Origin of the sequence: Acinetobacter sp. 22301 (assembly GCF_052045285.1) — a bacterium.
GTDB classification, from domain to species: Bacteria; Pseudomonadota; Gammaproteobacteria; order Pseudomonadales; family Moraxellaceae; genus Acinetobacter; species Acinetobacter pittii.
This window is the reverse complement of the sequence record NZ_JBQEOR010000001.1, coordinates 403,617-424,989: the sequence shown is the minus strand read 5'-3', so window position 1 is coordinate 424,989 and position 21,373 is coordinate 403,617. Positions and strand designations below refer to the sequence as shown.

20 protein-coding genes are annotated in these 21,373 nt (G+C 41.3%); 7 read left to right on the top strand and 13 right to left on the bottom strand.

Features of this window, described 5'->3' with window-relative positions; translation table 11 throughout:
• Positions 1-7 precede the first annotated feature (7 nt).
• From ACTJJH_RS02015 to pcaD, 7 genes are all read left to right on the top strand, one after another.
• Positions 8-1,114, top strand: a complete 1,107-nt coding sequence (locus tag ACTJJH_RS02015; protein WP_206262326.1) for a muconate/chloromuconate family cycloisomerase — start codon at positions 8-10, stop codon at positions 1,112-1,114.
• 23 nt (positions 1,115-1,137) lie between these two features.
• Positions 1,138-1,428, top strand: coding sequence for a muconolactone Delta-isomerase (gene catC / locus ACTJJH_RS02010; RefSeq protein ID WP_000897236.1), 291 nt, complete (start codon positions 1,138-1,140; stop codon positions 1,426-1,428).
• A 160-nt stretch (positions 1,429-1,588) separates the two neighbouring features.
• Positions 1,589-2,509, top strand: coding sequence for a catechol 1,2-dioxygenase (gene catA / locus ACTJJH_RS02005; RefSeq protein ID WP_002113693.1), 921 nt, complete (start codon positions 1,589-1,591; stop codon positions 2,507-2,509).
• 134 nt (positions 2,510-2,643) lie between these two features.
• Positions 2,644-3,315, top strand: a complete 672-nt coding sequence (locus ACTJJH_RS02000) for a 3-oxoacid CoA-transferase subunit A (RefSeq protein WP_440600631.1) — start codon at positions 2,644-2,646, stop codon at positions 3,313-3,315.
• Between the two features lie 18 nt (positions 3,316-3,333).
• Entirely contained in the window at positions 3,334-3,987 is a 654-nt protein-coding gene (locus ACTJJH_RS01995) for a 3-oxoacid CoA-transferase subunit B (protein ID WP_005305953.1), read from the top strand.
• A gap of 495 nt (positions 3,988-4,482) precedes the next feature.
• Entirely contained in the window at positions 4,483-5,697 is a 1,215-nt protein-coding gene (gene pcaF, locus ACTJJH_RS01990; RefSeq protein ID WP_440600630.1) for a 3-oxoadipyl-CoA thiolase, read from the top strand.
• A gap of 10 nt (positions 5,698-5,707) precedes the next feature.
• Positions 5,708-6,487, top strand: coding sequence for a 3-oxoadipate enol-lactonase (pcaD, locus tag ACTJJH_RS01985; RefSeq protein ID WP_032038466.1), 780 nt, complete (start codon positions 5,708-5,710; stop codon positions 6,485-6,487).
• Positions 6,488-6,549: 62 nt separating this feature from the next.
• Here the strand turns inward: pcaD and ACTJJH_RS01980 are convergent, their stop codons facing one another.
• The 13 genes from ACTJJH_RS01980 to ACTJJH_RS01920 all read right to left on the bottom strand — a co-directional run bounded on the left by ACTJJH_RS01980 (position 6,550) and on the right by ACTJJH_RS01920 (position 21,366).
• Positions 6,550-8,037: an NAD-dependent phenylacetaldehyde dehydrogenase gene (locus ACTJJH_RS01980; RefSeq protein ID WP_320123875.1), complete on the bottom strand. Its 1,488-nt coding sequence runs from the start codon at positions 8,035-8,037 to the stop codon at positions 6,550-6,552.
• A 43-nt stretch (positions 8,038-8,080) separates the two neighbouring features.
• The gene (locus tag ACTJJH_RS01975; protein WP_320123874.1) at positions 8,081-9,688 is read right to left on the bottom strand and encodes a GMC family oxidoreductase; all 1,608 of its coding nucleotides are present in this window, start codon (positions 9,686-9,688) and stop codon (positions 8,081-8,083) included.
• 66 nt (positions 9,689-9,754) lie between these two features.
• Positions 9,755-10,972: a hypothetical protein gene (locus tag ACTJJH_RS01970; RefSeq protein ID WP_440600782.1), complete on the bottom strand. Its 1,218-nt coding sequence runs from the start codon at positions 10,970-10,972 to the stop codon at positions 9,755-9,757.
• Between the two features lie 147 nt (positions 10,973-11,119).
• Positions 11,120-13,432 (bottom strand): primary-amine oxidase, encoded by a 2,313-nt coding sequence (gene tynA, locus ACTJJH_RS01965; protein WP_440600629.1) that lies wholly within the window; start codon positions 13,430-13,432, stop codon positions 11,120-11,122.
• 209 nt (positions 13,433-13,641) lie between these two features.
• A complete protein-coding gene (gene feaR / locus ACTJJH_RS01960; RefSeq protein WP_106465619.1) occupies positions 13,642-14,556 on the bottom strand; it encodes a transcriptional regulator FeaR in 915 nt (304 codons plus the stop codon).
• A 198-nt stretch (positions 14,557-14,754) separates the two neighbouring features.
• A complete protein-coding gene (locus ACTJJH_RS01955; RefSeq protein ID WP_440600628.1) occupies positions 14,755-15,711 on the bottom strand; it encodes a p-hydroxyphenylacetate 3-hydroxylase reductase component in 957 nt (318 codons plus the stop codon).
• 44 nt (positions 15,712-15,755) lie between these two features.
• The gene (locus ACTJJH_RS01950; RefSeq protein WP_440600627.1) at positions 15,756-16,709 is read right to left on the bottom strand and encodes a PDR/VanB family oxidoreductase; all 954 of its coding nucleotides are present in this window, start codon (positions 16,707-16,709) and stop codon (positions 15,756-15,758) included.
• Between the two features lie 34 nt (positions 16,710-16,743).
• Positions 16,744-17,481, bottom strand: coding sequence for an SDR family NAD(P)-dependent oxidoreductase (locus ACTJJH_RS01945; RefSeq protein WP_104074458.1), 738 nt, complete (start codon positions 17,479-17,481; stop codon positions 16,744-16,746).
• 10 nt (positions 17,482-17,491) lie between these two features.
• A complete protein-coding gene (locus tag ACTJJH_RS01940) occupies positions 17,492-17,977 on the bottom strand; it encodes an aromatic-ring-hydroxylating dioxygenase subunit beta (protein WP_001056940.1) in 486 nt (161 codons plus the stop codon).
• Between the two features lie 10 nt (positions 17,978-17,987).
• Positions 17,988-19,265 (bottom strand): aromatic ring-hydroxylating oxygenase subunit alpha, encoded by a 1,278-nt coding sequence (locus ACTJJH_RS01935; RefSeq protein WP_005069110.1) that lies wholly within the window; start codon positions 19,263-19,265, stop codon positions 17,988-17,990.
• 29 nt (positions 19,266-19,294) lie between these two features.
• On the bottom strand, positions 19,295-19,822 hold the full coding sequence (locus ACTJJH_RS01930) for a nuclear transport factor 2 family protein (RefSeq protein ID WP_199112681.1): 528 nt from the start codon (positions 19,820-19,822) through the stop codon (positions 19,295-19,297).
• A gap of 10 nt (positions 19,823-19,832) precedes the next feature.
• Entirely contained in the window at positions 19,833-20,192 is a 360-nt protein-coding gene (locus tag ACTJJH_RS01925) for a hypothetical protein (protein ID WP_000387554.1), read from the bottom strand.
• A 25-nt stretch (positions 20,193-20,217) separates the two neighbouring features.
• Positions 20,218-21,366, bottom strand: coding sequence for an acyl-CoA dehydrogenase family protein (locus ACTJJH_RS01920; protein ID WP_419369914.1), 1,149 nt, complete (start codon positions 21,364-21,366; stop codon positions 20,218-20,220).
• Positions 21,367-21,373 lie beyond the last annotated feature (7 nt).

Sequence of the window (21,373 nt, the reverse complement as noted above, 5' to 3'; positions counted from 1 at the left end):
AAACTTCATGTATAGAACCATAGAAACCATACTTGTGGATATTCCAACTATCCGTCCTCACCAGCTGTCTGTGACTACCATGCGTACTCAGACTTTGGTACTCGTTAAAATTACGACCACGGATGGTATTGTCGGTTGGGGTGAAGCGACCACCATTGGTGGACTGAACTATGGTGAAGAAAGTCCTGAAAGTGTCAAAGCCAATATTGATACTTACTTTGCACCATTACTCACATCAGTTAAAGATTTAAATGTGGCTCAAACACTAAAACTGATTCGTAAGAATATTAATGGTAACCGTTTTGCAAAATGTGCGATTCAGACTGCTCTACTTGATATTCAGGCAAAACGTTTAGGCGTGCCATTAAGTGAAGTTTTAGGTGGCCGTCTGCGTAATAGTTTACCTGTACTTTGGACGCTCGCGTCTGGTGACACAGAAAAAGATATTGCTGAAGCTCGAAAAATGATTGAGTTAAAACGTCATAACACGTTCAAACTCAAAATTGGTTCACGCCCTTTGCAACACGATGTTGATCATGTGATTGCAATTAAAAAAGCACTCGGTGCAGATATTAGTGTACGCGTTGACGTAAATCGTGCATGGTCAGAGCTGGAATGTATTCAAGGTATTCAACAGCTTCAAGATGGCGGGATTGATTTAATTGAACAGCCTTGTGCTATTCAAAACACAGAAGCACTTGCTCGCCTAACACAGCGTTTTGATGTCGCAATTATGGCAGATGAAGCTTTAACTGGTCCCGACAGCGCATACCGTATTGCAAAAAGCCATGGTGCTGATGTATTTGCAGTAAAAATTGAACAATCTGGTGGTCTGATCGAAGCGTGTGAAGTTGCCAAGGTTGCAGGTTTGGCTGGAATTGATCTTTATGGCGGCACTATGCTTGAAGGCCCTGTAGGTAGCATGGCTTCTGCTCATGCGTTTGCAACCTTTGAAACATTAGCGTTTGGTACTGAATTATTTGGTCCGTTATTGCTTACCGAAGAAATTCTGAAAGAACCGCTACGTTACGAAAACTTTGAATTGCACTTGCCAACGGCTCCCGGCTTAGGCATTGAAATTGATGAAGATAAAGTCGAGAAGTTACGTCGTTAAGGCAACAGGATAAGGAGTTTCCCATGTTATTTCATGTACGTATGGATGTGCATATTCCACTTGATATGCCAGCCGACAAAGCAAATGAAATTAAGGCTGTTGAAAAAGCCTATTCGCAAGACTTACAGCGTCAAGGTAAATGGCGTCACATCTGGCGTATTACAGGTCAGTACTCGAACATCAGCATTTTTGATGTCGAGAGCAATGAAGAATTGCACAATATTTTACAGGGTTTACCTCTCTATCCTTATATGAACATCGAAGTGATGGCACTTAATCGCCACCCTTCTTCTGTTCGTGATGATGATTCGTAAACCAAAAGAATTTTTTAAATGTGATCTCTGAAGTCCATTTAAAAATCAAGCAGATTATTCAGAAGGTAACAAGGAATGTGGCGGCACTTATTCGCTAGCAAAACGAAATGCCCGCAGCGCTGCCACCCAAAACCGTATTGCATACTTAAGGAGTTTTAGTATGAACCGTCAACAAATTGATGCGCTTGTAAAACAAATGAATGTCGACACTGCAAAAGGCGAAGTTGATGCACGTGTTCAACAAATTGTAGTGCGCCTTCTTGGGGATTTATTTCAAGCCATTGAAGATTTAGATATTCAACCTTCAGAAGTATGGAAAGGTTTGGAATATTTCACAGATGCTGGTCAAGCAAACGAACTTGGTCTTTTGGCAGCCGGCTTAGGTTTAGAGCACTATCTTGATTTACGTGCAGATGAAGCTGATGCAAAAGCTGGCGTTACGGGTGGCACACCTCGTACCATCGAAGGCCCACTTTATGTAGCTGGCGCGCCTGAATCTGTTGGTTTTGCGCGTATGGATGATGGTACAGAATCTGGCAAAATCGATACCTTAATTATTGAAGGTACCGTAACTGATACTGATGGCAATATCATTGAAAATGCCAAAGTTGAAGTATGGCATGCCAACAGTTTGGGTAACTACTCATTCTTTGATAAGTCTCAATCTGACTTTAACTTACGTCGTACTATCTTGACTGATGCTGATGGTAAATATGTTGCATTAACGACGATGCCTGTAGGTTATGGTTGCCCGCCAGAAGGTACAACTCAGGCCCTTCTTAATAAATTAGGCCGTCATGGTAACCGTCCATCTCACGTTCATTACTTCGTTTCTGCACCGGGTTACCGCAAGCTAACTACTCAATTCAACATTGAGGGTGATGAGTACTTATGGGATGACTTTGCTTTCGCAACGCGTGACGGCTTAGTTGCAACAGCAGTTGATGTAACTGACCCAGCTGAAATTCAACGTCGTGGTTTAGATCACGCTTTCAAACACATCACATTTAACATTGAACTTGTTAAAGATGCCGCTGCTGCTCCTTCAACTGAAGTTGAACGTCGTCGCGCTAGTGCTTAATTGAAAATATATGTGAGTTAAAAGTTCGCTTTTGACTCACAAAATTTATTCCATTTATTACTACCATTAAGAATTTAAATAAATTTTTAGCGGTAGTAATACATCACGTTACCTCATGCTCTAAGGTTTCTCACATGATTGACAAAAGTAAGTCCTCACTAAGCGAGGTTCTATCGCAGATTAAAGATGGTGCAACCATTCTAATTGGTGGTTTCGGTACCGCAGGACAACCCGCTGAGCTCATTGACGGTCTTATTGAACTCGGTGTTAAAGATTTAACTATTGTCAGCAACAATGCCGGTAATGGCGATTATGGTCTGGCGAAATTGCTGAAAGCTGGTTCGGTTAAAAAAGTCATCTGTTCTTTTCCACGTCAGTCAGACTCTTATGTGTTTGATGAACTGTACCGTGCCGGAAAGGTCGAGCTTGAAGTGGTACCGCAAGGTAATCTCGCATGTCGTATTCAGGCAGCGGGTATGGGACTAGGTGCTGTATTTACCCCAACAGGCTTTGGAACACTTTTGGCCGAAGGTAAAGAGACCCGTCATATTGATGGTAAAGACTATGTACTTGAGTATCCGATCAAGGCTGACTTTGCCCTGATTAAAGCCTATAAGGGCGACCGGTGGGGCAATCTGGTTTACCGTAAATCTGCACGTAACTTTGGCCCGATTATGGCGATGGCTGCTGATGTCACCATTGCTCAGGTTTCTGAAGTGGTTGAACTCGGTGGATTAGACCCTGAGCACATTATCACCCCAGGTATTTTTGTACAGCACGTTGTACAAGTAGCGCCAGCACAGTAAGCAATAAGGAGAAATAACATGAGCTACCAGAAACTCAGCCGTGACCAGATTGCAAAACGTGTGGCACAAGACATTCCAGATGGCGCCTATGTGAACTTGGGTATTGGCCTACCAACCAAGATCGCTAGTTACTTACCTGACGATAAAGATATTTTTCTTCATTCTGAAAATGGGCTGTTGGCCTTTGGCCCACCGCCAGCTGCAGGTGAAGAAGATCCTGAACTGATTAATGCGGGTAAAGAGTTTGTGACCATGCTTGAAGGCGGCAGCTTTTTCCACCATGGTGACTCATTTGCGATGATGCGTGGTGGTCACCTTGATATTGCCGTGCTTGGAGCCTTTCAGGTTGCTGCGAATGGTGACTTGGCCAACTGGCACACGGGTGCTCCCGATGCGATTCCTGCGGTAGGTGGTGCGATGGATTTAGCTGTAGGTGCTAAAAAAGTATTTATCACCACAGACCATGTGACCAAGCAAGGTGAGCCGAAAATTGTGGCTGAGCTGAGCTATCCGGTTACGGGTAAACACTGTGTTGACCGTATTTACACGGATCTTTGTGTGATTGACGTGACCAAAGATGGGTTAAAGGTGATCGAGAAAGTTGAAGGTCTTAGCTTTGATGAGTTACAGGCTTTAACAGGTGCAACTTTGATTGATGCGACTCAAGGGTAAGGTTTACACAGCATAGCCAATGCTACTACCGTCATTGCCTGTAAATGATAGTGGTCTTCGAAAGCCCTTTGTATAGGCAATACCTTACTTTTTAAGGATAAAAAGTAACAAAAATCCTTTGTTACTCAGACACAACATCCCTGTTGTGCTGAGTAACGAGGCGACATCCATGTCGCCAACGCGAAACACTGAATGGAACTCTTTGAATACGGTTCTTGCTTATTAATTTGGATTTTACCGTAATTCGCTATTGTGACAGGCGACATGGATGTCGCCCGTTGGACAGGGAGGCATGGAAGCCTCCTCTGTTCAACAAAGGTTTTTGGTTACTTTTTTAAAAAAGTGACAAGAATTAGCTACTGGCATTTGACTCAACACGATAAGACTCTGTCATGACTACTTTTAACTTAGTAACCATGATGATCTCCAGCAAAATCTGGAAAAGTCTAACAATGTGGCAATGACAGCAACAGATTTCAAAATGGAAATGTAAGAATGAAAAACGCTTATATCATCGATGCCATCCGTACCCCATTTGGCCGTTATGCCGGTGGTCTTGCACCTGTCCGTGCCGATGACCTTGGCGCTGTGCCGATTAAAGCGCTCATGCAGCGTAACCCAAGTGTAGATTGGAAACAGGTCGATGATGTGGTCTATGGCTGTGCCAATCAAGCCGGTGAAGATAACCGTAATGTCGGTCGTATGTCAGCACTTCTTGCAGGTTTACCGTATCAGGTGCCAGCAACCACCATTAACCGTTTGTGTGGTTCATCACTCGATGCCATTGCCATTGCTGCCCGCGCCATTAAAGCAGGTGAAGCGAATTTGGTGATTGCAGGTGGTGTAGAAAGTATGAGCCGTGCACCTTATGTGATGGGTAAGTCAGACAGTGCCTTTGGCCGTAGCCAGAAGATTGAAGACACTACCATGGGTTGGCGCTTCATTAACCCAAAACTTAAAGAATTGTATGGTGTAGACACCATGCCCCAGACTGCCGAAAACGTGGCTGAACAGTTCAACGTTAATCGTGCAGATCAGGACCAGTTTGCCTTGGTGAGCCAACAACGCACCGCAAGCGCGCAAGCCAAAGGCTTTTTTTCTAAAGAAATCGTGGCAGTTGAAATCCCTCAGCGTAAGGGTGATGCTGTTGTGATTGATACCGATGAACATCCTCGTGCATCGACCACACTTGAAGGTTTAAGCAAACTTAAACCTGTGGTTAAAGCAGATGGCACAGTAACAGCAGGCAATGCTTCAGGTATTAATGATGGTGCATCAGCTCTACTGATTGCATCTGACGAAGCGGTTCAGGCTTATAACCTAAAACCGCGTGCCAAGATTATTGCTTCAACAGCAGTGGGTGTAGAACCACGCATTATGGGTTTTGCTCCGGCACCAGCGATTAAAAAATTACTTAAACAAGCTAATCTGACTTTAGATCAGATGGATGTGATTGAGCTCAATGAAGCCTTTGCTGCACAGGCTTTAGCAGTGACCCGTGATTTAGGTTTACCAGATGATTCTGACAAGGTAAATCCAAACGGTGGCGCAATTGCTTTGGGTCATCCACTTGGTGCGTCAGGTGCACGTCTTGTGACCACAGCCTTAAACCAGCTTGAACAAACAGGTAGTCGTTATGCCTTATGTTCAATGTGTATTGGTGTGGGCCAAGGCATTGCTTTGATTATTGAACGTGTTGAAGCACTTTAAGGAGTAACAAATGCCATCTTTTCAATCTGCCGATGCACAAATTAACTATCAAACTTTTGGCGAGCCATCTTCCCCTGCTCTGGTGTTTTCCAATTCTTTGGGCACCAATTATGGTATGTGGCAAAAACAGTTTAATGAATTAAAAGATCAATTCTTTGTGATCTGCTATGACACTCGTGGCCACGGTTCATCCTCTACACCTAATGGTCCATACACTGTAGAGCAATTAGGTGTAGATGTTGTCCATTTACTGGATCATTTGAATATTAGCAAAGCTGCTTTTTGTGGTATTTCCATGGGTGGTTTAACAGGTCAATGGCTTGCGATTCACTACCCTAACCGTTTTAGTCATGTAGTTGTTGCAAATACTGCCGCTAAAATTGGACAAGAACAGGCATGGCTTGACCGTGCAAAATTAGTACGTGAGCAAGGTTTACAACCGATCGCAGCTACAGCAGCTTCGCGATGGTTTACAGATCCCTTTATCCAAAGTCATGCTTCAATTGTCAACAACCTGTGTAACGACTTAAGTGCTGGCAGCGCAATGGGTTATGCCAATTGTTGTGAGGCTTTGGCTAAAGCGGATGTCCGTGAGCAATTAAAAGATATCAAAATTCCTGTATTGGTGGTTGCTGGAACTCAAGACCCTGTAACAACCGTTGCAGATGGTGAGTTTATGCAGCAACGCATTCCACAATCAAAACTTGCAGAAATAGATGCCTCTCATATTTCTAATGTCGAGCAACCAGAAGCTTTTAATAAAATCCTAAAGGATTTTTTATTAGGTTAATTTAATGATTCAAAAAATGGCCTATAGAGGCCATTTTTTTATATCTCGTAGAATCTTTGAACTTAATACCGAATCATCACCGATTTTAATTCGGTGTAATCTTCAATAAATGCATCTGAAAACTCTCTACCAATTCCCGAAGCTTTCACCCCACCAAATGGAACCGAGGGGTCTAAGAACGTATGCATGTTCACCCATAAGGTGCCTGCTTCAATTTTAGGAATTAAACGTAAAGCTTTAGACAAATCATTTGTCCAGATACTTGCGGTTAAACCAAAGCGCGACTGGTTCATCAGTTGAACGAGTTCTTCATCAGTTTCGAATGGCATTATCCCGACCACCGGACCAAAAGTTTCCTCTGAAAATAAAGGATCATCCGTATTTTTGAAGGAAATCAAAGTCGGCTGTACAAAATATCCTGTCTGATCTAGAGCCTCACCACCAGCAATAATCTGGCTGTTGGCTTTTGCCATATCTAAATAATGTTTTACTTTATGAAAATGTGGCTGATTAGAGAGCGGACCAAACATACTTCCTTCATCCATAGCCGATCCAATTTTGAAACTAGAAAGTGCTTTCGAGAGTTTCTCGACAAGTTCATCATGTTTTGTATGGTGTACAAAAAAACGCTCTGGGGATGCGCAAACTTGGCCTTGATGTACAAAAGTTGCTTGTAGCAAAGTCGGTAATATCTCATCGATATTTGCATCAGCCAAGATGGCTATGGCATTTTTACCACCCAGCTCCAGACTTACACGGGTTAAATCACTGCTCATCGCGAGCTTACCAATCGCAATGCCTGTTGGTACTGAACCTGTAAACGAGACTTTCTTAACGAGCGGCGACTCAATTAAATATTGTCCCGTCTCCCCCTTACCTGTCACTACATTAATTACACCAGCTGGAATACCTGCTTCAATGGCAAGTTCAGCTAAACGTAATAAAGATAAGCTGGCAAATTCACTAGGTTTAAGCACAATGGTACAACCCGTTGTTAAAGCTGAACCGATTTTCCAAACACCAATCATGAGTGAAAAATTCCAAGGCACAATCCCTGCAACCACACCAATCGGTTGTCTTAAAGTAAAGGCTGTATATTTCTCACCTTGCATAGAAGGAATAGAGGGTTGCATAGTTTGACCATTAATTTTAGTTGCCCAACCCGCAAAATATCTTAAGAAAATAACAGATTGTGCGACTTCAAGGTGTCTTGAAATATTGATAAGTTTTCCAGTAGACAACGATTCGAGCTGTGCAAGTTCTTCACCATGTTGCTCAATTAAATCTGCCAACTTATTCAGTTTAACGCCACGTTCATACGGCGTAGTTTCAGCCCAAGCATTTTGAAAAGCATGTTCGGCATTTGTTACCGCACTATCTACATCGTTTTGACTACCAATACTAATTTGAGCCACAACTTGTTCAGTCGATGGATTTACAATATCCACTTTATCTAAAAGCTCGGCAGCAACTAATTTTCCATCAATAAAATGTCCATGTTGTCGTGCCATAAATTGCTGTACGCTTTCTAAAATCTGAACTTCACTCATTTTCTTTTCCTCTTTTCATTTCTAAATATTGATATGACAGCAACTACGCGACCTGATTCAAAATAAAGTCTGCACCGCGTTCACCAATCATTATGGCAATTGCATTGGTATTACCACTTGGAACTTGTGGGCAAATAGAACAATCCACCACACGTAAGTTTTTAAAACCATGTACTTTAAGTGTCTGATCTGTGACCGAATCTTGTGGAGCATTGCCCATTTTGCAGCTACCTGCGGGGTGATAAACCGTTTTAATGTTCTGACGCATCCATTTATCAATCGCTTCAATATCATCAAGATCGATATTTGCAGGCTCAACGACTTCTTTGACAATCGCTTTCAATGCTGGTTGTTGTAATAGGCGAAGTCCGGCCTGTACCGCACGGATATTTGCGTCAATATCTTCTTGATGACCTAAATAATTAGGGTCAATGACAGGCAAATCTTTTGGATCTTTACTGCTTAACCGTAAAGTCCCACGTGCTTTTGGCTGTACATGTCCGACTTTAATGGTAAGGCCATGTGCCTGAGCCGCTGCTTTTTCACCGGGGGTATTATCGAAATTATCCAGCACAGGTAAAAAATGAAATTGGACATCAGGTCGACCATTGTTGTTTGTGTCAATAAAACCACCACCTTCTAGAATATTGGTGGTTAACAATCCTGAACGTGTAAAACACCATTGTAAAAAGTGTCGTACTGCGGCTAAACCGTGGTCTTCACCGAGCAGACTATTATTGGTTGTTACTGTTGCATTGACCGACATATGCAAATGGTCGTGAAAATTGTTACCTACAGGTAAGTCACGAATGCATTCTATTCCGAGTTCATCTAAATGCTGTTTTGGGCCAATTCCCGAAAGTAATAAAACCTTAGGACTGCCAATTGCACCAGCGCTCAGAATAACTTCTTTTTGAGCCTGTACCGTAATCGGTGATTTTCCGCCAACACTGTAAGTAACCCCAGTAACCTGATCACCTTGAGTTTCAATTTTATGTACTAAGGCATCCGTAATGACCGTAAGATCTGGGTGGTTTTCGACTGACTTTAAATAAGTTTTTGAGGTACTCGCCCGAGAACCGTTTTGAGTAGTAGTTTGATAAAACCCTACCCCCGCCTGATCCCAACCATTAATATCATTGACGTAACTCATCCCCATTTGTTGACCTGCTTTAATACAAGCAAGTGTTAAAGGATGGCGATAACGGTTTTCACTGACAGGTAAAATGCCATCTTGTCCGTGATATTCATCAGCAAGACTTTCATTTTTTTCTGCTTTCTTAAAAAAAGGCAGTACATGTTGATAAGACCACTGATTGCATCCCCATTCCGATGCCCATAAATCATAATCTTGGCGTTGGCCTCGGCAATAGATCATGCCATTAACCGAGCTTCCACCTCCCAACACTTTTCCTTGTGCAAGGATCATTTCACGATGATTACAATATTTCTGCGGAACAGTCATGTATTGCCATGATTTTTGCTGGAATACTTTAACTACCGTCGCAGGTATAGTATGAAACATACTGCTATCTCGGCTTCCCGCCTCTAAAACAAGAACGCGCCCTGCCTTGGCTTCTAATAGTCGTGCTGCAACCACACAACCTGCTGAGCCAGCACCAATCACGATATAGTCATATTGTTGATTCATCTGATTTCATCCTAATTTTATTTCTATGAATGTACCGCCAATAAACACGATCTCCTTCGCTCTAATTTAATAGATGTATTGCAGAATCAACTGCGCATATACATTGGTCTTGTCATCGTAGTTTTGAGTACCACCACTATGGATATCGTATTTTGGTTTATAGAGTCCCACTAAAGGAATAACGTTGAATTTTTTATTAACCGACCAGACCGAAAATACATCCAGCTCATGTCCATCCACATTGGTTAAAGACTTATTTACTGTTTTGAACTTATAGGCCAAAGCACCCACCATAAAATTTTCTTTCAAGTTCATCATGTAAGAGACTTGATGAATATCTGCATTTTTATTAAATGGACCAGCATAGTTTCCGGCAACTTCGCCCTGAAACCATGTACCAAACCCAACTGTATTTCCATAAAAGATGGTGTCGTATTGGTCTGAAAAATGGCTAAAGCGGTAGCCTAATGAAGGCGTATATTTTGAAGATAAAAAGTTATAGTTCAGCGCTAAGTAGCCAGCATTTTCGTGGCCATCTTTTTTATCTTGAACTACAAACTCAGTTTTAACTTGTAACTCTGGCAAAGGTTGATAATTTAAACGTAAAGCATAATTTTTAAGATCTTCGCGCCCTGAAACCTGTTCAGTATCTTCAAGATCCAATACATTTAAGTAAGTGAACCCAACACCCTTATCTTTAAGCTGATACATCAGATCAGTCACAAAGAGTTCTGGGGAAAATTGTGCTTTATTGTCCGATTTTAAATAAGCCAGCTTTAGCGTTGTATTCTCTTGCGGTTTGTATTGAAGCAAACTTGTAAAATCAAAGCTTCGACGAGCTGCCAGATAATATGCTCCGCCCCGATCTAGTGTGCCGTCCGCAGGCACTTTTCCTAGGTTTAACGCATCACCCGCAATAAAGAACCCATCACCAATCATGATATTTTGTCGACCAATACTTAAATCATAAGTCATCAACTCATCTTTATTGGTACCGTCTTTAAAACCAATGATCCATTCATTCACATCTGTTTTACGTTCTTTGCCATTACTATTTTGGCCTGCGTCTCCATCACCAAATGTTGCCGAGCTAATACCGCTCAAGCTTGCATAGAGCTGATTGTTTTTGAAGGTGTATTGTCCTTTTGCACCATATTTAAGATGACCTTCTTGCCAATTGATTCTTTCATCATCTAGGTTTTCACCGTTATAGCTTTTACCGCTACTAAAAGCCCCAAAAGTTGCTTCAAAAGTTGGCTTAATTTCAAGCTCACCAGCATGCACAGTTGAAAAAAATGAGACAAAGAGAGTCCCTCTCATAACCCGAGAAAATAAATTTTTCATTGAGAAATTCCTTTTTTGTGAACGGTCTAACCGTGCTCAGGTATGGGTAACCTATTCGTTACCCATTCTGGCTTATTCACATTTTTATTAATGGTCGTGCTGTGTGTTTTGCTCTTCTTCACCCAAGTTTAAAGTCGGGGTGCTGTCAAAGAAGTTCCAAGGTTTGATGAGCGTATTTACCCATTCTGTTGGCATAATTGGCCATTCTTCAGCACGTGCCACATGGGTGGTGCCTGTTGTCATCCACACCACAAGATCTTTATTTTCAATATTCTCATTGTTGCCAATGAACTGTCCTAACCCTGTGTCATGAGTCGAACGATTTGAATATTTCCCTTCAGGATAGCGTTCGTCTGGATTGTACTGAGTCACCCAAATTTGCTTATCCATAAAGTTCAAACGTTTAAATAACCATTCATCTTTAGAGAAATTGGCTCCTTTTGCCACAGGGTGTGTTCCACCTGCAAACGGAATCAATTGGTAAGAAACTGGATTACCTAATTTATTTTCCTTGTTGAAATTCGTGAGTAAACGAATGGTGGATGGATCAAATTTTTCAGCTGCATTTTGCTCATTCGTAATGACTTTACTGTCAATTTGCATTGAGCTTGTACGAACACCACCTTTGTCATTGGCTTTCACCACAGGGTCCATATGCATAAAGCTGTTGTTTTCCCCATCTACATCCATGTCTAAGCGGAAGTTATAGATGTGCTGATGCGTTGTACCGACAATATTATGGTCAATTAAAGTTCCATATTTGGTGTCTTCTTTAGCTGTACTGTCATGCATAGTGCGTGATTTAACGCCTTTAACCGCCTCAATACCCGTTGCACCCGCATTAATTCCAATTACACCATTTTGGGCAAATACCCAGTCAAACATATAATCGTAGTTTCCAACCGTACTAATCCAGCGAATGACAAGTTCACGGCGTGCTTCACTCGCATCTTGGTTACCAAAAATTTCATGATGTTTATATTCAGGCCCAGCATAACGTTCAAACACAGCAATCGCATTTGGAATCACTTGTGGCTGGCCTTTATAGTCTGCAATCACAGCATCAAGTAAAACAGCGTTGTCGGGTGCATCAGTTCCCGGAAGAATAGATGAGGTAAGTGTTCCCATACCATATTCGCCAGAGTCCAAATAAGATTTGAAGTACCATCCAATATCAGGGTCACCATATGGAACTACCATTCCACCCAAGTTCCCTTCATACATGACTTTCCGCTTCACGCCTTTATCTTTATAGGTCACTGTTGAAAGTTGTAAGCCAACACGAGAGTCTAAGGCCACATGCAAACACCAATTCCCCCAATGTATGGTTTGACCTGTAATGCTAAAGTTTTTGCCCTCAGGTTCAGTAATATTGAGTGGTTTTAGCTTACTTGCTACGGGCTTATTCGACATATAAGGTCGATTTGCCATCGGCACAGGAATGATCGCACCTTCTTCAATCTTAATAATTTTTTCTTTATCTAAATCGACTACAGCAACTAAATTTTCAATAGGATGTGCCCAATAATTACCATCGCCAACATCCAGGTAAGCGACGACTTTTAATATATTGAGTTGTTTATCCAGACCATCTTTACCGCCAAAATATCCAACAGTTAGCGGTGTAGCAATCACTTTCTTCACATCAGTAATGCCGCGTTTCCGTAAAGCTTCCTGATATTCTTTACTTGTCTCAATTACACGCTGTACGGCTTCAAAATTATCTAGAAGCACCATTCCATGAGTGTTTTTAAGTACATTCCATTTTGTGACTTGTTGAGTATTAAGATTAACTTCACCTTCAATCGCTTGGTTACCTTTTAACAAAATGAAAGATGCAATTCGAGCGTCTGTATATTCTTTGTGATTGATGAAGTAGTCCCAAACTTTTGCTTTTTCAGGTTCTTTAAGCTTTAACTCAGCAAAACGCATATTTTTATAGGCGTATTTCGAGTGGTTAATCGCATCAAATGTCTTTTTGATTTCGTCAGAATTTAAGCTATTAAGAGGATGAAACGTATTTTCAATTTTGAAAGTTTGATCTAACCCAGACTGGAAAACTTCATTAAAAAAATCTTTTCCAATAACAGGTTTACCATCTTTGACTAATAAAGGGACACTGAGTTTAAAAGGTTTACCATTTATCAAAACCTGATCTGAATTGGGTTTGGCCCGAACCACCATAGAACCTTTGGTGATCATATAAGTATTGGTAAAATCGTCTTTGACAACTTTAGCACCTTGCTCACTCATATTTTGATAAAGTGAGACCATTTCGGCCTTTCCACCATGAGCAAACGCTTGAGTATTGAGTCCCCAAAAGCTTGCAGCGATTGATAAGTTAAGTGTCAGTATTTTTTGTATGTCATTCAATAATCGTTGTTTACGCATTGGTTTCATCCTTTTCATCTATCCCTGAACTATCTGAATCAGACAGTTAAAATGCACTTTCCTGTGAGTGAAATTCATTAGACCAACTTAATAGTTTTATGGTTATTAAGCTTATCTAACCTGCTTTAATGAATTTAATTTCAACACAGTTACATAGGGCTAGCTTGTTCAAGAATGACGTCGTATTTGTCTAAAAATGACATTCAAAGAAGAAATATTTAAACTGTCATACCCTCTCTAAACTCTTTAGGAGAGATACCATAGGTCTTTTTAAAGATCTTTGAAAAATGAGCACCGTCCCAGAACCCCCACTTCAAGGCAATTTGGGTAATCGAGCTTTGTTTGTTCTTTTTATCAAGCAAATCCGCTTTGACTTTTTCTAGGCGTTTGAGCTGTATATATTTGTTAATAGATAGATTTTCTTGAAGAAATAGACGGTAGAGATGACGTAGAGATACCCCAATATGCTCTGCAATTAATTTAGGGGTTAAATCTGGTTTTGCTAAGTTCTCTATAATATAGCGCTCGGCTTTTTCCATCAGGTTATTTGAACTATTAATATTTTTATAATTGATTGTGGGTTTGATTAAAGCAATCAATGCATCTTCAAAAGCGTTACCATCTTCGGTTGCATACCAAAGTTTGATGTTTTCAGCAGACATATTTTTCAAAATATTCTTGAGTAAAAAACCACTCATATTTTGCGTAATCAGTTTTCCAAAATATTCAGTACTAATATTTTCTTTAAGTAATTTTTCACGCGACAGGTGCACTGAAATCTGGCTGACTAAGCCTTGCGGATACATCGAAATGGTTTCAACTGGGTCGACCAACACAATATCGCCTTCATTTAGGCTTAAGGTTTCATTCTTATACTCGAGCAGCATTTTTCCCGAATACTGTAAAATCAAAAAACAAAAACGATTATTTACTCGATCAATTTCATCGGCTTTTCGGACAATTTTATTTGCATTGTTTTTGATAAAAGCTATTTCGGTGTCACCCAATAAAAAGCACTGAACCTCACCAATGAATAAATTACGGGTTCCATCAAAATCGGTTTCAAAATTGCCGCACACACTTTTAATATGGTGCGTCCATGTGAGTAATGCATCACTTACATATTGGTTCATCCCTTACCTCTCTATACATGTGCCACCGCTCAAGATTTTGCGCTTGTGGTGGTGCACTGTCTTGGCATATTTGCAATCATGTTTTATTGATAAACAAATTGTGTGCCAAAAATTCCTTATCCGTGGAATTGTTTTGATGATAGTCAGCTAGATGTAAAGAAGCTGATAAATCAATTCAATTTATCAGCTTAATGGGGCTTATGCTACTCCCGCAAAATCTCGCAGCATGGTAATAAAAATATTCTTTTGTTCCTCAGAATACTTTTTAAACACCTCATTTTGGTGGCTATCGGCAATATCAAACAAATACTGCGCCGTTTGTTTGCCTTTTTCAGTCAGAGCATACAAATTATCGTGATCAACCAATAACCCTTCAAATTTTAGAATTTCAGCCGACCTTTCAACTTCTTGCATTGGCATAGCAATATCGCGCGGTAAATCTTCCTTACTTGAAGCAGTACCACTTGCCAAAACAAGTAAGAGCCGAGATTCACTGGTACGGAAACCAGAAGCCATTTGCTTTGGAATATAGTCGGTTTGATAAGCTTTAAAAGCACGGCTCATCAAGTAGCAGACATTATTATATAAGTGCCCATAATGTGTTTGGTCTACGCCGCTCTGTTCAGTTTGCTTAACTTGAAGGCTTGGATGCGGCATGACACAAGAATATGCACCTTGATGGTAAACCAGCGGGCTTCGGCCTTGGTCATGGAAACGAACCACTTTACCAACAATAATCCAGTGGTCACCGCCTTCTATAATTTGGTGACGTTCGCACTCAAACACAGCAGAACAATTTTCTAAAATGGGTGCGCGTCCAGCACCAAGTTGAAAGTTCGTGTCTGCAAATTTATCGATATTACGTCTCGAAAACTTATTAGACAGCTCAATTTGTGTGCCCGATAAGATATTGACAGCAAAATGTGTCGCTTCTTCAAATACTGAAAAACTCGAAGATTTTTTATCAATGCTCCACAAAATAAGTGGTGGATCAAGTGACACCGAGTTAAAACTATTTGCGGTTACACCGACTTTCTCGCCTTGTGCATTTTGTGCAGTAACAATGGTAACGCCTGTTGCAAAATTTCCTAATGCTCGTCGGAACTGTAGTGGATCGACCGTAAAATCATCTATTTGTTGTAATACATTCATCATCTTCTCCTAAACCTTCTCATACATCCATATAAATCGCGAGAGCATTAGATATCTAAAACTAGTCTTGGTGTTTTAGAGCGTGAACAGCACACCAATATTTGTTCATTGCTGGCTTTTTCTTCATCAGTAAAATAAACATCTCGATGATCAGGCTCACCTTCAATCACATCGCACATACAGGTTCCGCATACGCCTTGCTCGCAAGACATTTCAATGTCGATGCCTTCTTTAGCTAAAGCCTGCAGAATGGTTTCGCCAGCTTCAACCATAATGATTTTTCCACTACGCTCAGCCACTACCTCAAATGAATCTCCAGAAGTATCAGTTTCAACTTGGAAATATTCTTTGTGGATTTGCTGCTCAGGAAAATCGTGAGTCGTGGCAAGGTTAATCACCCAGTCCATGAAACCGACTGGACCACAGGTGTAAATATGGCTCTCAAGGTCAATATCTTTGACGGCAGATTCAAAAAATTCTCTATGGCTTGCACCTTCCGTTTTAAAATGAAAAGTTGTGTATTGTGCTAACTCACCATTTTTAATTTCATCAACAAAAGCACAGTTTTCTGGGCTAGCGCCGCAGTAGTGAAGCTCAAATGATTCGCCTTCATGTGCAAGTTGGTATGCCATCGTGATTAATGGCGTAATCCCGATTCCACCGCCAATCAAGACACTGTGTTTGGCTTTTAAAAGTGGAAATAAATTTTTTGGCTCACTGACCTGAATTTGCATGCCATCTTTAATTTCATCAAATGCAGAAATCGAGCCGCCACGTGATTCAGGGTCACGTAAAATTCCAAGGCGAAACTTTCCTTCGTCATTTGGATTTTGGCAAAGTGAATATTGGCGTACCATGCCATTCGGTAAGTGCACATCAATATGCGCACCCGCTTCAACTTTTGGCAATGTTGCAGAAGTTGCAGATTCAAATTCCATGACTGCAATATTTCCACCTTCCACATGGCGATTTTTAACGACAACATCATAAAGTGTAGTCATGATTTAACTCCCTTTTCATACGTAAGCTCGTGACTTAGCGCATGAATAAACCACCGTTAATATCCCATGTTGCACCAGTCACAAACCCCGCATTTGGACTCGCAAGCAACCCACAAGTTTCAGCAATAAAGTGCATACTTCCTAAGGATTTAACCGGAATATTCTGGATGAACTGTTCCATTTTTTCGTCTGGCACCACGCTATGAACGATTGGTGATTCCATCGGTCCCGGTGCAACTGCATTGACCGTTACCCCTTTTGCCGCAAACTCTTTGGCAAAAATTTTGGTTAACGTCACAATCGCACCTTTGGTTGCCGCGTAGTGTGCACCTGTTGCAGTACCACCGTTTTGTCCTGCTAACGACGCCATATTAATGATGCGTCCATAGCCTTTTTTAGCCATAAATTGGCCAATAATTTGGCAAGCTTGAAAGGTGCCGCGCTGGTTGACTTGGGTCACCCAATCAAAATCGGTTGCGGTAATTTCTAATACTGGCGTTGCTTTGGTGACGGTGGCATTGTTAATCAACACATCAAGTTTAGAAAATTTCTCTTCAATCCATTGCACCGCTGCATGAAAATCTGCCTCAACTGAAATATCTAATTTCAAGGGAAACATATTTTGTGCATATTGACTTTGTGCCTTGGCATTCTCGGCTTTTTCAAGCGTACTTGCCGACAAAATCACTTGATGGCCTTGGCTCGCAAAATATTCAGCAATCACATTACCGAGTCCAGAAGCAGCACCTGTCACTAAAACAACCTGTTTCATGTTACCGCTCCTAAAGAATGTAGCTAATACCAGCTAAGGTATCGGTTGAGTTAACCAAGTTAATGATTTTACGGTTAATCTTAAAACCAGTATCGGCATCACGAGTCAAATGGTAAGTAATATCTGCGGTGTAATGCTTGAGGTTTTCTTTACGGAATTCACGTAAGTTTTGAGCACAGCGTAAAACGATTTCATCATCTTGGTCTTGAATGACTCGTACTCGCGAAATACTGCGTACCGTATTCGCCTTTGGTGCCGTAGAAATTGCCTCACCATTTTCAAGACGCTGTACACGTAAAGTACGCATATGATTATCGTCATAGGCATAATTTAAGTTGTTTTCGTAGTCTGTGAGGTTCGGGTCAATCGGAATGATATAAACACCCTTTTCATTCCATAAATTGAGCCATTCACGATATTCGCTGTGGTCTAACATATCTGCTTCAGCCCAGATGAAAGCAGTGACTTCATTTAATAATTGCAGATTCATATTCATTGCTCTCTCCTTAAGCCGTCATCATCTTTTTCCACTGCTGATATGCTGCACGCATACCAGTTTCAGCACTGACATCACTTTTTAAGCCATCTTCAGTTTTGACTTCGCCCGGCAAACCGCGGTTCAACATGATCCATAAATCATTACCAGCATTGGCACCGTGTTGTACGCGCTCCCAAGCTTCTGAGTCATCTGGCGTACCAAAACCAAATGGACCTTGGAAATGTTCATGCAAACGTAAGCGATATTGGTTGGCAATTTGTGGGCCACCATCCATCGTAATTACCGAGTGATGAATTTCTGTTTCAGCAACTGAAATTGGCTGTAACACACGAAAGAACGCCATCGAGCATGCAATATTCGGGAATAAATTTAAGTTAAAGCCAGAACCACCGACTGCACGAACAATACGGCGTACTTCTAACTCTTCATGGCCTTCGTCACGCAAAGCTTGAGCCAAGTCTTCGAAACGCTCTTGAATTGGTCGCTCCATAAGCTCTTCGTCTAGATCAACCAGTTCAGGAATCATCACCATAACACTGTGACCATTACCTAAGTCTTCAACAAAGCCCGGTTGGTTTTCGAAGTTAAAGAGTTCTTCTGTTTTTTCATCGACAGAACTTAAGAATGACTTATGTACCAACGGGAAGTGATATGCATCGGTGGTATTTTCAAGCTGGATTTTCCAGTTACCCGGAAAACGGAAACGGTGTTCACCCAACACTTTAATTGGATAACCCGCACCTTGTTTCATAAACAGGTCAATCCATTTTTTTGCTGGTCCAAGGAACTCTTCAAGCGGTTGAATGTCTTCTTTAAATGAAGCGAAGATCATGCCGTTATATTCTTCTACCCGTAGACTCACCAACGGTAATTCTGACTTATCTAAACAATCGCCGTAGCTTTCCGGAGATGGCACACCACGTAAACTACCGTCAAGTGCATAACTCCAACCGTGGTACGGGCATACAAAACTATTGGTTTTTCCTTTTTTATGTTCACATACGGTTGCTGCACGGTGACGACAACGGTTTAAAAGTACATGGACTTTCTTTTTACGGTCACGTACCACAACCACAGGCTGTTTACCGATATTAATGGTTTTATAGCTTCCGCCTTCCGGAATTTCGCTGGCATGCGCAACCCACACCCAAGTGCTATAAAAGATTTTTTCCATCTCTTCATCAAAAATGCGTTCATCTTTATAAAGAGAAGTATGGGCACGGTCACTTTGAACCAAAGCATCGTAATCAATGCCAATGTTATGCGTTGGGATAATACTGTTCATATCAATAGTCCTTTTAAATATGTCCTGGGTCATTCCTGGGAAGGTACAGGCAATTCAGCTTCACTGTGCCAATGCGATACCGGACGACTGAAAATATTCTGTGTTTGGAAATGTTTAATTTTCCATGTTCCATCTGCTTGCTTTTGAAACTTCACATTGAGCTTTGCTGTATTCAGATGACTACGGCCATCTTGAAAGGTTGAAGTTTGCAACATGAGCCAAGAAGCATTTGCATCATTTTGATTTACATAAATTTGTTCTGAATTTACAAAGTGTGCATTCATAACAAAGTGAGATTCTTTTTGGGTATAGCTTTTAAACATGTCGTAAATCGACTGCCAAGAATCATAACGGCCAAAAGATTTGGCATATTTCTCGCCAATACCTTCCCAAATACAGTCCTGATCAAAAAGATTCATTAGCTCATCAAGGTCTGTATTTGCATTAAGCTCATCGCAGATTTCCATATAGCGATTCAGGCAGTTACGAATCGCATTGTGCGCTTCTAACTGTTCTAGTCGCTCTATGATTTTTGCAATATCCACTTTGTCAGTCATTGCGGTCGCCTTAACGTTGAATAATCAATTCACGCCCAACACGAGCTTCAACTTTGCAATATTTCCAAAGTTTGTATGGCCCTTCACCCACCACAGTCGTTCTAAACAAGTTACAAGCCGCGTGTACTGTTTCAATATCCGGAACATCTGCAAGCAAGTATGTTGTCCAAGGCCAGCCAGCACTTGGGCCAACCATACTTTGGTCATCATCAAGATTTCCAAAAACATGAACACCCGGTAAGTCATGAATGCCATTCCACATTTCACCAAACGCTGCCCAAACTGCTTTTGCTTCAGCAGGTTCTGCATCAAAAAAGTTTTGGTTAATACCCATGCAGAACAAAACACGTAATGATTTTTTAGCTTCCATCTCAATATCCTTTTAAAAATTAAACTTATAAATAACCTGGGGTTGGTTTTAACCCGAAACTGATTGAGCCTGCATTTTGTAAAGTTGCATCACCCATAAAGGCATGCTGAGTCACCACGTTGGTGTCATTCACAAAACGGCTAAATGGATTGTTGGTATAAATTGCTGTCATGCCTGCGAGCATTTGCATTTTTCGGGTCACTTTGGCGCAAACTCGCGCTGCATGGGTACATGCCAGACGCATATCGCTAATTTGTTCAGCAGTTGCTTCACGACCAGCAATAATTTCATTCCAAACAATATCCATGGTTTGATAAAACCAAGACTTTGCAGCCTGAAATTCTGCATCTGCCTGAGCAAACTCATATTGAGTCACTGGTCGGTTGGCAATTTCTGAACCGCCTGTAATGGATGCTTTACCCGGTGCTAATTTTTCAAATTCTTCTAATGCCGCAGCTGCAACTCCAATACCCACCACGGTTAATACTTGAGTCGCTAAAGACAGGGACGGATATTTAAAAAAAGGCTCGCTTAGTTTTGAAGGTTCACCCCGAACAAAGGTCCATTTCTTTTCGACCAATACATCTTCGACCACCAAATCATGGCTTCCCGTACCTTTTAGGCCAACGGTATCCCAAGTCATTTCGATTTTGGCTTTTTTCGCAGGCATCACTGCCATGCGAGGTAAGCCCTGCATTTCATTATTTTTAAGCGGTGAAATCCCCACGCCAACAATGTCAGCTCCCATGCAGCCGCTTGAGAATTTCCAACGTCCACGAACTACGACACCTTCATCGGTAATTTCGGCAGGCTGTGGCGGAAAAATACCTCCAGCAAACACCACATCCGGGCCGTTTTGGTACAACTCTTTAAGTGTATCTTCAGGCAAACTTCCTAAATACGCAGGGCTCATACCGAAACTTGCCACCCAACCGACTGAACCATCAGCTTTAGATAAAGTTTCGATTAACTCGCAAAACTGCCGTGGAGACCATTCTTCGCCACCAAAACGCTTAGGAACTAATGCACGGTAAACACCAATTTTTTTAAGTTTTTCGATAATGTCTTGGCTCACATATGCCTGATTATCAAATTCACCTGTACAGGCACGCTCACGAATTTCTTGACACAAAGCGTCTAAGTCAACTGCTTTGTCTTGAGAAGCAAACTCCATTTTAGAC

What these genes read in the sequence shown, in the direction of transcription:
- ACTJJH_RS02015 (WP_206262326.1), top strand. Translation starts at nt 8, where the DNA reads ATGTATAGAACCATAGAAACCATACTTGTGGATATTCCAACTATCCGT.
- catC (WP_000897236.1), top strand. Translation starts at nt 1,138, where the DNA reads ATGTTATTTCATGTACGTATGGATGTGCATATTCCACTTGATATGCCA.
- catA (WP_002113693.1), top strand. Translation starts at nt 1,589, where the DNA reads ATGAACCGTCAACAAATTGATGCGCTTGTAAAACAAATGAATGTCGAC.
- ACTJJH_RS02000 (WP_440600631.1), top strand. Translation starts at nt 2,644, where the DNA reads ATGATTGACAAAAGTAAGTCCTCACTAAGCGAGGTTCTATCGCAGATT.
- ACTJJH_RS01995 (WP_005305953.1), top strand. Translation starts at nt 3,334, where the DNA reads ATGAGCTACCAGAAACTCAGCCGTGACCAGATTGCAAAACGTGTGGCA.
- pcaF (WP_440600630.1), top strand. Translation starts at nt 4,483, where the DNA reads ATGAAAAACGCTTATATCATCGATGCCATCCGTACCCCATTTGGCCGT.
- pcaD (WP_032038466.1), top strand. Translation starts at nt 5,708, where the DNA reads ATGCCATCTTTTCAATCTGCCGATGCACAAATTAACTATCAAACTTTT.
- ACTJJH_RS01980 (WP_320123875.1), bottom strand. Translation starts at nt 8,037, where the DNA reads ATGAGTGAAGTTCAGATTTTAGAAAGCGTACAGCAATTTATGGCACGA.
- ACTJJH_RS01975 (WP_320123874.1), bottom strand. Translation starts at nt 9,688, where the DNA reads ATGAATCAACAATATGACTATATCGTGATTGGTGCTGGCTCAGCAGGT.
- tynA (WP_440600629.1), bottom strand. Translation starts at nt 13,432, where the DNA reads ATGAAACCAATGCGTAAACAACGATTATTGAATGACATACAAAAAATA.
- feaR (WP_106465619.1), bottom strand. Translation starts at nt 14,556, where the DNA reads ATGAACCAATATGTAAGTGATGCATTACTCACATGGACGCACCATATT.
- ACTJJH_RS01955 (WP_440600628.1), bottom strand. Translation starts at nt 15,711, where the DNA reads ATGATGAATGTATTACAACAAATAGATGATTTTACGGTCGATCCACTA.
- ACTJJH_RS01950 (WP_440600627.1), bottom strand. Translation starts at nt 16,709, where the DNA reads ATGACTACACTTTATGATGTTGTCGTTAAAAATCGCCATGTGGAAGGT.
- ACTJJH_RS01945 (WP_104074458.1), bottom strand. Translation starts at nt 17,481, where the DNA reads ATGAAACAGGTTGTTTTAGTGACAGGTGCTGCTTCTGGACTCGGTAAT.
- ACTJJH_RS01940 (WP_001056940.1), bottom strand. Translation starts at nt 17,977, where the DNA reads ATGAATATGAATCTGCAATTATTAAATGAAGTCACTGCTTTCATCTGG.
- ACTJJH_RS01935 (WP_005069110.1), bottom strand. Translation starts at nt 19,265, where the DNA reads ATGAACAGTATTATCCCAACGCATAACATTGGCATTGATTACGATGCT.
- ACTJJH_RS01930 (WP_199112681.1), bottom strand. Translation starts at nt 19,822, where the DNA reads ATGACTGACAAAGTGGATATTGCAAAAATCATAGAGCGACTAGAACAG.
- ACTJJH_RS01925 (WP_000387554.1), bottom strand. Translation starts at nt 20,192, where the DNA reads ATGGAAGCTAAAAAATCATTACGTGTTTTGTTCTGCATGGGTATTAAC.
- ACTJJH_RS01920 (WP_419369914.1), bottom strand. Translation starts at nt 21,366, where the DNA reads ATGGAGTTTGCTTCTCAAGACAAAGCAGTTGACTTAGACGCTTTGTGT.